At 44.9% G+C, this 14,584-nt stretch carries 20 protein-coding genes and 1 tRNA gene; 8 read left to right on the forward strand and 13 right to left on the reverse strand.

The features are described 5' to 3' along the window. The 5 genes from A4E24_RS09000 to A4E24_RS09020 all read left to right on the forward strand — a co-directional run. Positions 1-977 (forward strand): hypothetical protein (locus A4E24_RS09000; protein ID WP_292352953.1); only part of this gene is annotated, 977 nt, incomplete at its 5' end. Beyond that, positions 977-1,219: a hypothetical protein gene (locus tag A4E24_RS09005; protein WP_292352954.1), complete on the forward strand. Its 243-nt coding sequence runs from the start codon at positions 977-979 to the stop codon at positions 1,217-1,219. The genes A4E24_RS09000 and A4E24_RS09005, both read left to right, overlap by 1 nt. Next, complete coding sequence (locus A4E24_RS09010; RefSeq protein WP_292352955.1) at positions 1,216-1,365, forward strand: hypothetical protein; 150 nt, start codon at positions 1,216-1,218, stop codon at positions 1,363-1,365. The genes A4E24_RS09005 and A4E24_RS09010 overlap by 4 nt, the downstream gene beginning before the upstream one ends. A 151-nt stretch (positions 1,366-1,516) precedes the next feature. Beyond that, on the forward strand, positions 1,517-1,708 hold the full coding sequence (locus A4E24_RS09015) for a hypothetical protein (protein WP_292352957.1): 192 nt from the start codon (positions 1,517-1,519) through the stop codon (positions 1,706-1,708). A 426-nt stretch (positions 1,709-2,134) separates the two neighbouring features. Then, positions 2,135-2,377, forward strand: a complete 243-nt coding sequence (locus A4E24_RS09020) for a hypothetical protein (RefSeq protein ID WP_292352959.1) — start codon at positions 2,135-2,137, stop codon at positions 2,375-2,377. A 42-nt stretch (positions 2,378-2,419) separates the two neighbouring features. Here the strand turns inward: A4E24_RS09020 and A4E24_RS09025 are convergent, their stop codons facing one another. Beyond that, entirely contained in the window at positions 2,420-2,638 is a 219-nt protein-coding gene (locus A4E24_RS09025) for a hypothetical protein (protein ID WP_292352961.1), read from the reverse strand. 675 nt (positions 2,639-3,313) lie between these two features. On the opposite strand from A4E24_RS09025, the gene A4E24_RS09030 reads away from it, so the two are divergent. Beyond that, on the forward strand, positions 3,314-3,784 hold the full coding sequence (locus A4E24_RS09030; RefSeq protein ID WP_292352962.1) for a metal-binding protein: 471 nt from the start codon (positions 3,314-3,316) through the stop codon (positions 3,782-3,784). 159 nt (positions 3,785-3,943) lie between these two features. After that, positions 3,944-4,183: a hypothetical protein gene (locus A4E24_RS09035; protein ID WP_292352964.1), complete on the forward strand. Its 240-nt coding sequence runs from the start codon at positions 3,944-3,946 to the stop codon at positions 4,181-4,183. 515 nt (positions 4,184-4,698) lie between these two features. Here A4E24_RS09035 and A4E24_RS09040 read toward each other — a convergent pair. From A4E24_RS09040 to A4E24_RS09070, 7 genes are all read right to left on the reverse strand, one after another. Next, complete coding sequence (locus tag A4E24_RS09040) at positions 4,699-5,067, reverse strand: hypothetical protein (protein WP_292352966.1); 369 nt, start codon at positions 5,065-5,067, stop codon at positions 4,699-4,701. A 143-nt stretch (positions 5,068-5,210) separates the two neighbouring features. Continuing rightward, positions 5,211-6,719: an MFS transporter gene (locus A4E24_RS09045; protein ID WP_292352967.1), complete on the reverse strand. Its 1,509-nt coding sequence runs from the start codon at positions 6,717-6,719 to the stop codon at positions 5,211-5,213. 154 nt (positions 6,720-6,873) lie between these two features. Further along, positions 6,874-7,860 (reverse strand): COG1361 S-layer family protein, encoded by a 987-nt coding sequence (locus A4E24_RS09050; protein ID WP_292352969.1) that lies wholly within the window; start codon positions 7,858-7,860, stop codon positions 6,874-6,876. Position 7,861: 1 nt separating this feature from the next. Continuing rightward, the gene (locus A4E24_RS09055) at positions 7,862-8,968 is read right to left on the reverse strand and encodes an ABC transporter permease (protein ID WP_292352970.1); all 1,107 of its coding nucleotides are present in this window, start codon (positions 8,966-8,968) and stop codon (positions 7,862-7,864) included. After that, positions 8,969-9,718, reverse strand: a complete 750-nt coding sequence (locus tag A4E24_RS09060; RefSeq protein ID WP_292352971.1) for an ABC transporter ATP-binding protein — start codon at positions 9,716-9,718, stop codon at positions 8,969-8,971. It abuts the gene before it with no gap. Then, on the reverse strand, positions 9,719-10,063 hold the full coding sequence (locus A4E24_RS09065) for a hypothetical protein (RefSeq protein WP_292352972.1): 345 nt from the start codon (positions 10,061-10,063) through the stop codon (positions 9,719-9,721). A 54-nt stretch (positions 10,064-10,117) separates the two neighbouring features. Continuing rightward, a complete protein-coding gene (locus A4E24_RS09070) occupies positions 10,118-10,333 on the reverse strand; it encodes a helix-turn-helix domain-containing protein (RefSeq protein ID WP_292352973.1) in 216 nt (71 codons plus the stop codon). 278 nt (positions 10,334-10,611) lie between these two features. Between A4E24_RS09070 and A4E24_RS09075 the strand changes: the two genes are divergently transcribed. Beyond that, positions 10,612-11,148 (forward strand): PH domain-containing protein, encoded by a 537-nt coding sequence (locus A4E24_RS09075; RefSeq protein ID WP_292352974.1) that lies wholly within the window; start codon positions 10,612-10,614, stop codon positions 11,146-11,148. Positions 11,149-11,182: 34 nt separating this feature from the next. On the opposite strand, the gene A4E24_RS09080 is transcribed toward A4E24_RS09075, so the two are convergent. The 5 genes from A4E24_RS09080 to A4E24_RS09100 form a co-directional block, all read right to left on the reverse strand. After that, a tRNA-Leu gene (locus A4E24_RS09080) sits at positions 11,183-11,267 on the reverse strand. A gap of 90 nt (positions 11,268-11,357) precedes the next feature. Then, positions 11,358-12,263: an ornithine carbamoyltransferase gene (gene argF, locus A4E24_RS09085; protein ID WP_292352975.1), complete on the reverse strand. Its 906-nt coding sequence runs from the start codon at positions 12,261-12,263 to the stop codon at positions 11,358-11,360. A 31-nt stretch (positions 12,264-12,294) separates the two neighbouring features. Continuing rightward, positions 12,295-13,602 (reverse strand): phosphoribosylamine--glycine ligase, encoded by a 1,308-nt coding sequence (gene purD / locus A4E24_RS09090; RefSeq protein ID WP_292352976.1) that lies wholly within the window; start codon positions 13,600-13,602, stop codon positions 12,295-12,297. Between the two features lie 206 nt (positions 13,603-13,808). Further along, on the reverse strand, positions 13,809-14,348 hold the full coding sequence (gene pyrE, locus A4E24_RS09095) for an orotate phosphoribosyltransferase (protein WP_292352977.1): 540 nt from the start codon (positions 14,346-14,348) through the stop codon (positions 13,809-13,811). 35 nt (positions 14,349-14,383) lie between these two features. Continuing rightward, positions 14,384-14,584 (reverse strand): CDP-archaeol synthase (locus tag A4E24_RS09100; RefSeq protein WP_292352978.1); only part of this gene is annotated, 201 nt, incomplete at its 5' end.

Below are 14,584 nucleotides of genomic sequence, written 5' to 3' on the forward strand. Positions count from 1 at the left end.
TGTACGACCTTAAGACTGGAAAACACGCACACCTTGAGCTTACAGCAGACAAAACAGGCACCGGTCTGATTGCTAAGAAGGCGAAGATTAAGGGCACTACGGAAAGGGTGGAAGCTCTTAATTCCCGTATCGGTGAGCTTAGAGAGACACGTTTCAATATCGAAGAACTTACCGACAGGCTAGGTCAGGACATCGGAGCAGCTCAGCTCGGTATTGAAATCGGTAAGGGTGGCTTGAAAGGTACCAAGGCAGCCAAGAAGGTGACAGGCCAGAGCATACCGAAAGTGAACAAGGCAGGTAAGAAGGTCAAGACACTTGAGGACATCGGCAAGGTCAAGAATACCGGAAGCGGTGGCGGAGTAATGGCTTCAAAGGACGGGCTGCTACTGGAACAGGTACAGGTACCTAAACAGCTACAGAAGACTACAGCCAAGCCCAAGGAGAAGGTTAGCACTACTACGAAGGAAAAGCAGGCACTTGAGACGCGGCAGAAGCAGAAAGCTGCAATGAAACAGAAAGCAGCGAACAAGTCCAAGCTCATACAGTCTATCAATGCTGCTAATATCTTCGCTGCTACTCAAGTACAGGGCTTGAACGTAATGCAGAGACAGCTCATAGTACCCTTGCAGTCCACCAAGCAGATACAGGGGCAGGCACAGGCTACCAAGCAGAAGCGGGAACAGAAACAGCGCATTGCCTATGCTGCGAAATCAATGCAGGTAGCCATCCCCACAGTGAAACAGAAGCAGCAGCAGACAGTACGAGAAATCACTAGGCAGGAACCGAAACAAGCCGAGCGCACCCTTACCGATTCGATAGCAGTACCTCGCAGTGTGTGGAGAAGTAAAGCAGAGACACTTCCACCGGTGGCGGCTCCAATGCCCAAGAGGTCCAAGAAATCCAAGAAATCCTATGATATGGGTGTCATCCACAAAACCAGTAAGAACGCATTTAAGGACATATGGGAGCTGATTTAATGGGAGCGGAGAAGGCTCTGGTGCTTGGTCTTGTATCGTTCTTCGCCTGCGGTATGGCTTGGATTATCGTACAGCCGATACTAGATGTTTTCATGCCGATGTTCATAGCAGCGGGCGGAGCAGCTGCCTTTGTGGGCGGCCTGCTGACCACCGTGTTCGATTACTATGCAGTGCTCGGCTTGGTACTGGTGCTCGTTTCGATGTTCGTGGGGGCTATGAAAGATACGGAGGTGACAGCTTGAGAGAACGAGGCGGCAGAGCATTTCATTTAGCCGGTATCTTTATCAGAAAAAGTGAAGCTGTGGCCTGTGCGAATAAGTATAAAGCAAGGGGACGGACGACACACGTACACCAAAAGGACGGCACGTACCATGTGTTCAGGGATTGAGCCGTATAGGGAATGTCCACGCTTCTCGAAATGCAGTGTGAACAATTGTCCACTGCATCCCTCCTATCCGAATCTGTACAAAGAACCTTCCGACCCTGAGCCACGCTGCACCCTACCGAAGTCGTACAGGCTCCGGGTAGGTGCACAGTACATGAACATCTTGAAGTATGGCGGACTTACAGTGAAGGAATATACAGCCCGTATGAGATGGGAACAGATGAGCGAGGAAGATAGACAGAAATTGCTCAGTGCAGGGAAATTAAACCATTTTGTCGCCGTGCCGAAGTGTGGGATGGGAAATGCGAGGGATAACATATCTCCTGTCCATATTGGGTCCATCTGACCCACAAACTGCCATAGAAGAGGACCGGGAAGAGTAGCATGACACGTGTCTTGCTCTCTCCATTGTGGCAGCCTAAAACATCTACGGCCTTGAATTCAGCGGGCTCATGTGAGCGATATTGTTGCATGGTTCAAAACGATTGGGACTACAATGAACACGGCGGCTATTAATAACGCTATACAGAATGCAGCAACAAACATTTCAAAAATATCCACTTTCGTTCACCTCATTTTACATTTTATTGATACATAATTATATTTAATTATATAAATAGATTATGCCGATTTTTCAGTAGCCGTTGGCAATTTATTGCCAATTGGCAAAAGGTTCATATCTTGAAAAACCAGTTGCTGTCTCCGTTGGATAGGTAGAAACATTAATATATCAAAAGTTTTAAAAGTAGCCTTATAAAGTCAGGTGATGGAAATGGCAGCAACGACTAATACTATTGCTTTCCTATTCGGTTTTATTGTATCTGGTGTTTTTGGATTGGTGGGGAACTTTTTTGCAACCGCTTATTATCGATTTATAGATTGTGACAAAAATGATATTCAACGACGCAAGGACTTGAAATGTGAAGCCACTTTATTGGGTATCGCGACGTTTGCAATCCTTTGTGTAGCTCTTATACTCGCTTTATGGGTTCTATCATCATTCATTCCATTTTGACGCGGCCACCACACGGGCCGTAGCCTAGGTAAACAGGAGATGTCATTTTGTCAATCTCAGGAACCGTTTAATCCGGTAAATCAGGCTTTTCTCTTTTCTGGCCTGTTCTTTCACCGCATTCGTATAGCTGACATTGATTAGCTGCTCTACGGTTCCAGAACTGCGTCTGCCTGATGAATAAGCCCCTGCCTCTCTTCTCTTTTGTTCCCGTGCTTCTCTTTCTTCCTGTTCCTTTCGACGAGTATCGATTGAGTAACCCATACAAACACCGATAAAAGAAATGGTTGGAGAGTATAAAGAACCTACCCACATAGAAGCCCCTAGGACGATTGTCCTGTGCACATACCTCACCCATGGGTCAAAGTCCTCACCAAGAGCTCAGGAGGGGCTCCTACGAGGCTAAAAAGATTAGCTTTTCATCTGACCCGCTCAAGTGCCAAGTAGCCGGGTATCCTGACCACCTTAAACTTGTCTCCCTTTTGCATCCCTTCAAACTCTACGATTTCCTTGGGTATGGTAAGCCTGTACTGTCCTTTATGCTCTTGCAAAGTTACGACCAGTTTTAACACATCCTTCGAGTACTGATATTAGTACTTAAATAGTAATGGGAGCAGTACTATTTAGCTTTTGAGGTCATCAATTTAGCCTTAATCAAACATTTACGTTTTTGGTTATCATTAGAACAGCCGTTAACAACTTCTGAATATCATCAAAAGTAACATCAGAAAATGGTTTATTGAACAGCATATAGCATCAGTGGATCCCTTAATTGAGTTAGGTCTAAGTTATCTGTCAACCAGATAAATTTATGGGTTTAGAGAAGTCCACGTCCTTTCCAAAGTCTGTGATCTACAGATAGCCCGAAGACACCATAAAAATATAATACTACTTAAATCATAAAATAAACTGAATAGATAACCGGGAGATAAATGAACTGTGCCAGGCGGAAAAACCCATGAGCTTATAAACATTACAGCGCTGGTGTCCATATTGGCAGTATTCTATTATCTGTCAACGTGGCCGGAAACCGGAGCATTCGCAAGGCATCCGGACATTTATGAGATACTGGTCTTTTCGGTTTCCTACATATTCGCAACATTCTTCCTGAGCCCGGACCTTGATACAAAAAGCCGGCCTTACAAAAGATGGAAGATGCTCAGGATACTCTGGTGGCCCTACAGGATAATATTCAAACACAGGGGTTTCTCCCATAACATGATCCTCGGCCCCCTTACCATTCTGGTGTACCTTACAGTAATAGTACTTGCATCACTCCTGCTTTCAGGTGTCGGACTGCAGAATATTCCTATAAGGATAGTTATTGCTTCCACTGCAGGTATAGTCCTGTCAGTAGAGATCCATATAATATCAGACAGGTTTTTCTCAAAGGTAAAGAGTATTTTGTGAGATCTATTGCAGCGAAAGCAGAGGGGCTAATGTTATTCAAATAGAGTATATTTGGAAGTTATTGAAAGTATCTATAAGTAACAACAAAGCTGTTATCCAGAAGTTTTCTTAAAAAAGGTGTTGATCAGATAAAAAAAACCATTAATTGACGTGTTGTTCATGTCTGACAAGAGAAAGAAAGTACTCTTGTTATTGCAAGATGGACCGAAGGGAATGGATCATTTGCTCAAGTATCTGGATACAACAAGGCCGGCGTTACTTCCGCAGATGAGAGTGCTGGAAGATAGTTATCTTATCATTCATTATAAGGACAGTTATGAATTGACTACCATTGGGAAGATCTTATTTGATGAGATCGTGCCTTTGTTAAACACCCTGCGGTCTTTGATGCTGACATAGATCAATGGGGAAAACATAACCTCAGGTTCGCACCGACATCTCTTTTGTCCAGACTCCGTGAAATAAAGGGTTGCAAAGTGGTAGAACCCAATTTAGTGAACATATATGAAACGAATAAAGATTTTATTGAAACCTGTGCAACGTCTAAGGACCTGTTCTTTATCTTGACCTTGATACATCCTGTTTTTACCACGCTCAGCTCCCAATTCATTGCTAATGGTTCAAATATTGAAATTAGAATCAATGCGTACCTGCTATAAAAATTCAAAGCAAATTGGCAGAAAGAAGTTCAGGGTTACATTGACAGTGAAAAGGTCAAATTGTACCTGTACCCAAAAGACATTGAAATGGGAACATTTGCTCAGAAAGAACACTGTTTTGTGTTAAGGATGCTAGCAAATAACAAAACATATGACTACACCATACCAATAACCGAAATCAAGCTCTTGTCCGATCTTACAGGAGCAGGGACTGTCGCCTGTTTACAATCCCCCGACCCCGATCAAAGGTATGATTCAGGTCTGGTTCACAGCTTCTCCTACTGTTTCTTTGGTCTTGTTGACCACCTGTGCAACTGTCTGGTTAAGATTCTCTGTTACAGCCACCTTTGTCTGGTTAATGGTCTGGTTCACAGCGTTCCCTACAGCCTCTTTTGTTTCATTGACAGCCATGCCCACGGTCTGATTTATAGCCTGCCCTGCGGCTTCTTTGGTCTGGTTCACAGCCTTGCCTACGGTCTGGTTTATATTTTGTCCTACCGCCTCTTTTGTTTCGTTTATTTTCTCTCCCACGGTCTGTTCTACGGTCTTGTCCGTACATCCGGAAATTGACACCATGCCTGCAACCAGCAATCCCATTAATAAGAACTTAAGCATTTTCTGCAAAATCATCACCTGTTCTGTTCCTAATTGTATCCCGGAATAAATGAACCTATTGTTCCCACCTTGCATATATGGTGAAAAAGATCTCATTGGAATGAAATTCCAATGATCCTTCTGATCACTCCCCCAATACCCGAAAACACTGATCATCGTCCTGCATTCTGACAGCTTCCAGGTGCCTGGAAATGATCTGGAGGAATGGTTTTCCCCCTGACAAGAGATGCGAATAAGCCCACGATACAGAAGATCGTGAACAGCATAAATGCATAGTGCAGGCTTGTAGTGAACTGAGCATGATATTCGGGTGTGATCTCCACCGGGCCGGTAACAACTGCAAAGATCATCATGGCGATACCCATTGAAAGCATCTGTCCAAGCAGCCGCATGGTTCCGTTCATCCCGGATGCCACACCATAGAACCTCTTATCTACCGAACTCATGATAACATTCGTGTTCGGAGAAGAGAAAAGACCGAAACCGATGCCAAGCACCACGAGAATTCCGGTCATGTACCAGATATGTGTCGTTTCTGAAAGGAAGGTAAGGAAAAAGAGACCTATCGCCGTAAGGGCCATTCCTGCGGATGCAATGAGTCGGGGCTCGATACTATCTGACAATTTCCCGGCGAGAGGAGAGACCATGGCCTGAAAGACCGGCTGAGCTATCAGGATAAATCCGGCATGTTCAGGCGTGAAACCCTTAGTGTACTGCAGATCAAGGCTCAGGAGAAAGGTCACTGCGTATGTCGCACTGTAATTGATGAGCGCGGAAAGATTGGAAAGAGCAAAAACACGGTTATTTGTCAGAAGACTGATATCAAGGACCGGGGAAGGTATGCGCATCTCATACCGGATAAAGATGATCGTTCCGATAATTCCCACTGCTATAAGAGAAGCGCCTTTTATGTCCGGAAGTACAGAAAAGCCATACATAAGAGAAACTATTGCCATACCGTAGATAACAGACCCTCTCAGATCAAATTTTTCTCCTCTGCATTCCGCCCAATCACCTTTAAGTTTCCAGATGATGAGAAGGATCGCCGCAAGACCTATTGGGACATTTACTAAAAAGATACTTCTCCATCCTAGATGCTGCGTCATCATGCCACCAAGGAAAGGACCGGTGGAGAGTCCTATGTACACTGCAGTGATGTAGATGCCCAGGGCCTTTCCACGTTCTCCGGGAGGATAGACGGAGGTGATCATAGCGATCCCGGTCCCGAAGATCATGGCACTTCCCAAACCCTGGACCACCCTGACCACGATAAGCATCTCTGTAGAACCAACCATGGTCATCGACAAGGAGGCAAGAACGAATACCGTTATTCCATACAGGAAAACCTTTTTCCTTCCATATATATCGGCGATCTTCCCGAAGGGAACAAGGAACACTGCTGAAGAGAGAAGATATGCAGTTGCAACCCAGGAGAGGTAGATAGCATTCATACGGAATTCCGCTCCCAGCGTAGGCAACGCGATATTTACTGCCGAACCATCAAATGGCGTGATGAATCCGGCAAGTATGGCGATCATAAGCACGATCTGTTTTTCAGTATTAAGTGCTGAAGCAGAAGGTTTTTGGCATATTCCCGAAACCCCGGAATAAGAGAACGTATTTTCAGAAGATAGCTCCGATTCGCTTATTTTTTTCACCATGTATACCACTGGCAGAAATGTTATCCCTTACTGAAGCATGCAGAAGATACCTGCATTGCTACTTATATTTTGAGCACGTTGAGCATTGTTCTGTTAACCTTTGCTTCTCAGATCATCGGATATGCGGATAATGTAAAAACACCTGTTTCCATCTTCATATCCACCCGAACAGTCTCTGGAACAGCCCCGGCTCCTTTACCTCCACCGGAGCCTGGAGGGCATCTGAATACTCGATGTCACCCTCTGGTGTTTCATACCTGATAACAGTATCTATGCCATACACTTTGGCCACAGCTTCGCTATCAGCCTTAATTTTGACCTTTGCGACAGCTGTACTTCCGGGAGCCATACCGGACACGAATGCCACATTATCTGTGGTACTTAGCGGGTCAGATGGATCGACCATGACCTTAACATTCTTTGCCTCTTCCTCACCTGTATTCCTGATCTCTAAAATGATGATCTCCTCACCACCGGGATAAAGAGTTCCCGTAGTATTTATTATTTCAAAATCGGCCTGGTCTTTTACTACGATCTTCAATGTCTGGTTCTGCACCATCATCCCATACCAGCGGTTCACATTATAGGTCTGGGCAGTAGCGTCAGGATCCATGACCTGTACATTCTTCTGGTAATCGTAAGAAAGGTTCAGGTAAAGGTTGTATTCCCCTGCCTTTGCCTTTTTATCGATCTTTATATCGAACCTGGCAGGTGAGACAGCATTTTGTCCGCTTCTTATAGAACCTATCTTCTGGCTAACCGATCTTATCTCGATGGGACTTCCCGGACCTGCTGAAAGAGAAGCGACTATACCTGTAGCATCTACCACAGCGCTCTCCAGCTTCATTTCTGTCTGAGCGCCAAATATCTCATCGGCATTATCGGGAGTTCGATCGTTCTCGAACCCCAGCAACTTGCCATTGTTCATCAGATCAATGTTCAAAGTGACCGTCTGACCTCTGTGGAATTCATTGCTGCCGATGATAGTGGCACTAATATCGGGACTGCCGTCTACTTTGTAGTAATTTTCTCCGAGATCGAAGCTTATGGGTACACTATAGGCTTTCAGGGTATCATAGGCTCCTGCAACGCCTGAGACCATAAAGAGCAATAAACAAACCAATGCTATCATTTTCCTCATTTTATGCTTCCCTCCTGAAAAGATGGACACCTGCTGTGAAAGTAATAAGTGCGAAGAGCGAGAGTATTATCAGATCTGTGGATATAGCGCTCAGACCCTGGCCCTTGATCATTATTGTACGCATTGCATCGTTCGCATAGGTCAAAGGCAACAGGTAAGCGATATAGCGCATCCAGTCCGGGACCGAGCTTAAGGGAAAAAACACACCGGTAATGAACATGGATGGAAGAGTGACTAGCATGTTCAGCTGGAAAAAAGATTCCATATCATTCACTCTTGTAGACATCACGATCCCCATGCCCACTCCACCAAGAGTGAATATAACAAGCACCAGAGCAACAAGCAGCCAGCTGCCGTTCATATGGAATCCCACCAGGAAATAAGCTGCCATTATAAGTATAGCGGCCCTGATCAGCTGCAATATAAGCTGGTATATCGTTTTTCCGAGGATCACCGCTCTTCTGCTGACAGGGGTCATAAGGATACGGACAATGGTACCGTCTTGTTTTTCTCCCGCAATGGCAGAGCCTGTGGTCGCTACGGAACCCATAAAAATGGTAAGTGCTATAACAGCTGGGGTCAGAAAGTCCAGATATTCAAGATCCCCATAGATATTTGGGACGTTCAGAGAAACAGACCCTCTTTCCGAGAATAGTTGCTTCATATAGTTCACAATAATACCGGTCGTGGTGGTATCAGAGGAATCGGTAAGAAGGATAAGGGTCACACTTTCGTTCTTCGCCAGTTTTTCGCTGTAATCCGGCGGGATCAGCAGGACAGCTTTATACCATCCGGCATCGATCTTACTCTCTGCTTTTGACTGCGACATATCCTTGGTGTAAGTTATGGAGAACATGGGCTCTCCACCGTACTTGCCGGTATAGCTCCCTATGTGCTGTATAAGGGAATTTGAGGCTGTGCCTGTGTCGTCATTGACGATCAGAATGGGAGCATCCTTTACAGTGCCGCCCATCCCATAGCCGAAAAAGATGATCATGATGATCGGGAACAGGAACAAAGGAACCATGAGAGCCTTTTTCCGGGAAAGCTGTCTGAACTCTTTTACTGTTATTATCCAGGAGTGTTGCAGCTCGGTCCTCACATCCATTTAATCACGCACCTCTTCTCCGGTCAGGTGTATGAACACTTCTTCAAGATTTGTACTTCCTGACCTTTCCTTTAAATTTTCCGGCGTGTCCAAAGCTACCATTTTACCTAAGTTCATCACAGCAACCCGGTCACACAGATTATCAGCTTCTTCCATGTAGTGAGTTGTGAATACCAGGGTCTTTCCTTCTCCGTTGAACTTTCTGGCGAGTTTCCAGATAGCCTGCCTGGTCTGCGGGTCAAGACCTGTGGAAGGCTCATCCCAGAATATTATCTGAGGGTCGTGCAGCACTGCGCATATAACTGAAAGGCGCTGCTTCATGCCGCCTGAGAAGCCACCTGCAAAGCGATCTGCATGGGACCCAAGACCTACAAGCTGCAGGTAGTGATCGATACGCTCCTCCATTAGTTTTTTTGGAACACTATAGAGCTTTCCCATAAGCTCCAGATTCTCCCTGGCCGTAAGGTCGGGATAAAGACTAAGCTTCTGAGGAACTATGCCTATGATAGGCCGTATCTTGTCATCCTCTTTATCGGCGTCGAAGCCTGCAACTTTTATACTGCCGTTGGTGGGCTTTATTAAAGTGGTGAGCATGGAGAATATGGTGGATTTGCCAGCCCCGTTAGGTCCAATCATGCCAAATATCTCACCTTTGAATACATCAAAGCTTACATCATTGACAGCAGTTATTTTCCTTCCTCTGGAATGAAAGACCTTGACAAGATCCTTTACCTCAATAATTGTTTCCATTCACTCACCAAGCTTCGCTTCATTTTTAATTAGAATGCCGTTGGCAAATATATCTATAAAGCCTTCGGACTCTGCTTCCATGTCACAAAGAAACCTTTCACCAAGTATCCCGTTCAACAGATAGATATGAGCGAAATAGCTTATCAGGGTCAATGCCGCTGATCGGGGATCAACATTGCGCATTTTCCCCTCTTTTATTTGAAACTCGAAGTATTCACTTAGATGCGCTACATTCATTTGGTATACAGAAAATAGAATTTCAGCAACTTCTGACCTTCTTTTCCCTTCTTCCAGTAACATGAACATAAACATGCAGTATTTACCATTCATTTCTTTTTCCTTCATGGAATGTGCAATGCTCTGACCTAAGGCATGAAGGCTCGTACTCAGATCTGCATCCTATTCTATAATAAATAAAGGATCAAGTGCTGAAAATGCAGCCCTGTTCTTGATAAGGACATCCCTTAACAGATTCTCTTTTGACCGAAATTTTCTAAATAAGGTCACTTCTGCAACATTTGCCTCTTTTGCGATCCTGCGGGTAGTTGCACCCGTATATCCCTCGCTTGCAAATACCTTCAGAGCAGCATTCAGGATCCTTTGTTCTGCATCCATTTGTAAGTAAGCGATTACTTACATGTTATTAAAAGCTTTGACACACTTCTAAAGGCAAAAAGAAAGAAATCAAATACGTGTCAGTATTATAGCGATCCATAGAAGAGATCATGTGTAATGGACAGAGATTGACCAATAATGTGCAATTGTTCAATTTGCTATTTTACCCACTGATAAATAGATTTATTAAGTAGTAACTTCAATTAAACTAACAGCAGATATATATTATTGAGACATGAAGTATATCAAAAAGTCTCATCGAAAAACGGGTGAATATAATGCCAACTCTATATGAGGTAAAAACGCAGATCAGATCGTTGGAAGGAACTAACAAACTAATCGATAGCAAGGAAATCAAAGAACTACCGAGCATTTTAGAAGATGGCGAGACTGTTAAAAGAGTTGTGAAAGGCTCCTATGAACAAAAAAATGGCATACTGGTCGCAACAAATAAAAGACTGATCTTTATTCATAAAGGAGTGCTTTTTGGCTTCGGCATCGAAGATCTCACATATGACAGACTAACGTCTATTCAGCATAAACTCGATTCTGCATTCGGGACAATTACAATCCTCACTTCTGATGACCGGATAGACATACAGCGAGTAGATAAAGAGCAGGCTATTGCTTTTTCAAAGTACGTAAGAGAAAAGATCGCCAGGTTCAGAAATCACTTTTTCAGCAATAAAGGGAAAAAACTTAATGATCCGTTGAGTAAAGCAGAGCAGATCAAAAAATTGACAGACCTGAGAGATGCCGGCTTATTAACGGATGAAGAACTATTGGTGCATGAGCAGAAGATATTGGACGTGTGAATACGCACACCAAAACTTTTAAAAAAATATCCGATGCGGGGGATGGGATTCGAACCCACGAACTCCTACGAGACTAGACTCTGAATCTAGCGCCTTTGACCTGGCTGGGCGACCCCCGCATTGAGGCTAGCGTATAGTTGCACTAATGGTATATATGCTTTTTCAGTTGCAGACCATAAAAAAAAGGCCTGCGAACACAACAAAGCAGATCAACCGATCAGTTTCATAAGCAGGGCTTTCTGTGCATGCAGACGGTTCTCTGCCTGATCATACACCACGGAATGAGGACCATCCATCACCTCCGCAGCGATCTCCTGGCCCCTGTGAGCTGGCATGCAATGCATGACTATAGCGTCACTCTTGGCAAGGTCCAGCAGCTCTGAACTGATCTGGTAATCTTTCAGATCGTCCAGACGCTTCTCTATCTCATCCTCATCACCCATGGAAACCCATACATCAGTGTATAGCACATCCGCTCCCTTTGCAGCCTCGAATGGGTCGTTCATAATGGTAATATCGCCTCCAAGCTCCCGGGCCTGCTTGACGATCTTGTCATCAGGCTCATATCCGGGCGGGCAGGCCACCACCATCTGCATGCCCACGATGGCACAACCCAGGATAGCGGAATTGCACACATTGTTGCCATCGCCTACCCAAACGTACTTCAATCCGTTGAAATGGCTTTTATATTCCCTGATGGTAAGCAGGTCAGAAAGGATCTGGCATGGATGCTCCACATCCGAAAGGGCATTTATTACAGGTACTGAAGAATGGGCAGCTATTTCAAGGATAGTACTATGCTTGTTCACCCTTGCAGTAATACAGTGCACATATCGGGAAAGAACAACAGCTGTATCAGCGATAGTCTCTCCGCGTCCAATCTGCAGGTCCTTGGAAGAGAGAAAAATGGACTGCCCTCCTAGGTCAGACATGGAAACCTCAAAGGAAACCCTGGTGCGCGTGGATGACTTTTCGAACAGCATTGCCAGACTTCTATTCTTCAGCAGGTCTGTGAGCTTTCCACGAGCACGCTTTTCTTTCAGAACCTCTGCCATGTCAAGCAGTTCAATGACCTCATCATGAGTGAGGTCTGCGAAGGAGATGAGATGCTTCATACGATCAACTCATTTTCATTATCTACAGGGATCATGATCTACCCCTTATTTTATTCATATGATCGATACGCTTCTGGATAAGTGAAGTAGTACCTATATCCCTTCTGGAATGCAGGTCTCCGATAATATTGTCAAGTGCTTCCTGAGCTTTTTTCTCTGCTTTGGCAATTGAATCAGCAATACCGACAACAGCTATTGCACGCGAGCCTGTGGTGTAGATCTTATTTTTCTCTTCGTATACACTTGCGTAGAATACCAGGGCATCACCTATGTCCCCTACAGATATCTCCTTGTCCTTTGAAGGATTATCAGGGTATCCCGCAGGCACTGCGTACTTGCACACTGTTGCCTTCTTACTGAACTTCACTGCAAGTTTGTCAAGGGTACCTCCCACCACAGCAGACATAACGTCCACTATATCTGTTTCCAGAAGAGGTAGCACGTTCATAGCCTCCGGATCACCGAACCTGGCATTGAACTCGATCACCTTTGGACCGTTCTTTGTGACCATGAACTGGCCATATAGTACACCTTTATACTTCACACCGGTCTCTGCGTAGAGCGCTTTTGCCGTGTGCTGCATGATACTTTTTGCCTGCTGTACATCTTCTGCACGCAAAAACGGCAGGATCTCTCCTGCATCAGTATAAGCACCCATTCCGCCTGTATTGGGACCCAGGTCATTCTCAAAAGCTCTCTTATGGTCCTGCACTGTAGGAGAGAAGGCCAGGTGTTCTCCATCCACGAAAGCCTGTAATGTGAATTCCTCACCTACAAGGTTCTCCTCTACCACCACACTTCCTGATCCCAGAAGCTGGGCAGCATATTCCTGGGCATCTTTGACAGAGGGGAGCTGATCACCCATGACCTTTACACCCTTGCCGCCGGTAAGGCCTGCGGGCTTTATGGCAACATTGCCCAGCTTTGCAATGAAATCGAACATCGGCGCTTTTTCAGTAAAGACCTCGAACACAGGACAACCCTCTACCCCATGCTTTCTCATAAAGTTACGGGCCCATGCTTTATCGAACTCGATCTGGGCAACCGCCTTCCTGGGACCAACTACCCCAACGCCTATATCTTCCAGAGCATCTGCAAGCCCGGCTGCAAGAGGAGCTTCAGGGCCGATGAAAGCAAGATCAATGTTATTGGCTGTTGCATAATCAACAATCTTCTTTACATCGGTTTCCTTTTCCAGGAGGAAATCCTGACAAAGCCGGGAAATGCCTGGATTCTTCTTCGCCATCACAGCGAAAATGATAGGATCTTTTCTGCTCTGAGCAATAGCTGCTGCAATTGCATGTTCCCTTCCTCCGCCGCCGACAACTAGAACGTTCATTTATAAAACCTCATCAATTAAAAACTCTTTTGAATATTGAAGTGAAATTATCCAATCGTTACCTGATCGTCACATTGAACACAGTTGGTACCTACTCAGCAATATATCCCATGGACCATATTAAAGATAGATGACAATAAATACTACGGACTCTTTCTCATATTCAGATAAATAATTTACTTATTATTTCTGCCTTGTTCTATCCCTCATTGGATGAGATCACTGGCAGTCACAAGAGGAATAAGCTTCACGCCCAGTGCAGCAAGGCTCTGCTGAGCACCTTCCTCCCGATCCACCACAGTGATAACAACGCCCACAAAGCCTCCGGTCCCGCGAATAGCTGCAATGGCATCCTTTACCGACCCACCACTGGTGGTTACATCTTCTATAAGGATAACACGTGATCCTTCCTTTAGATCACCTATAAAACGACCACCTGTCCCATATCCCTTTTCTTCCTTACGGACGATCAAAAGAGGAAGCTCTGACTTAAGAGAAACTGCTGTTGCAAGAGGGACGCCGCCTAAAGCTACGCCACCTACCAGATCGATCTTCTCTTCATGTATCAGGGAAGCTGCCTGTTCTGCTATCACCGTGAGAGTAGCAGGGTCTGTACTGGCTTTTTTAATATCTACGTAGTATTTGCTTTTCTTGCCGGAAGCAAGTGTAAAATCGCCAAATTTCACAGCCCCGCATTTCTTGAGGGCGGATATGAGGAGAGATTTTTGGTCATTTTCTGTATTCATCCAGATCACCACGATATGCCAATGAATGGAAAAGATTACCAGGGCTCTTTCTTTACCCCTATGATGTAACCTATGATATTTGTTGTGAGATGGAGCAACGGAGTTATGATCAACACAACGATCATAATATTCCAGGTAAAATTCATTGTGAACCATCCTGAAGAGGACAAGTATGTGAATACCCACGCACCCAGTACAAAATCAAGCTGGTCTACAAGTGGCAACGAAGCACCTCT

Source organism: Methanomethylovorans sp. PtaU1.Bin093 (assembly GCF_002067275.1).
Lineage (GTDB): Archaea > Halobacteriota > Methanosarcinia > Methanosarcinales > Methanosarcinaceae > Methanomethylovorans.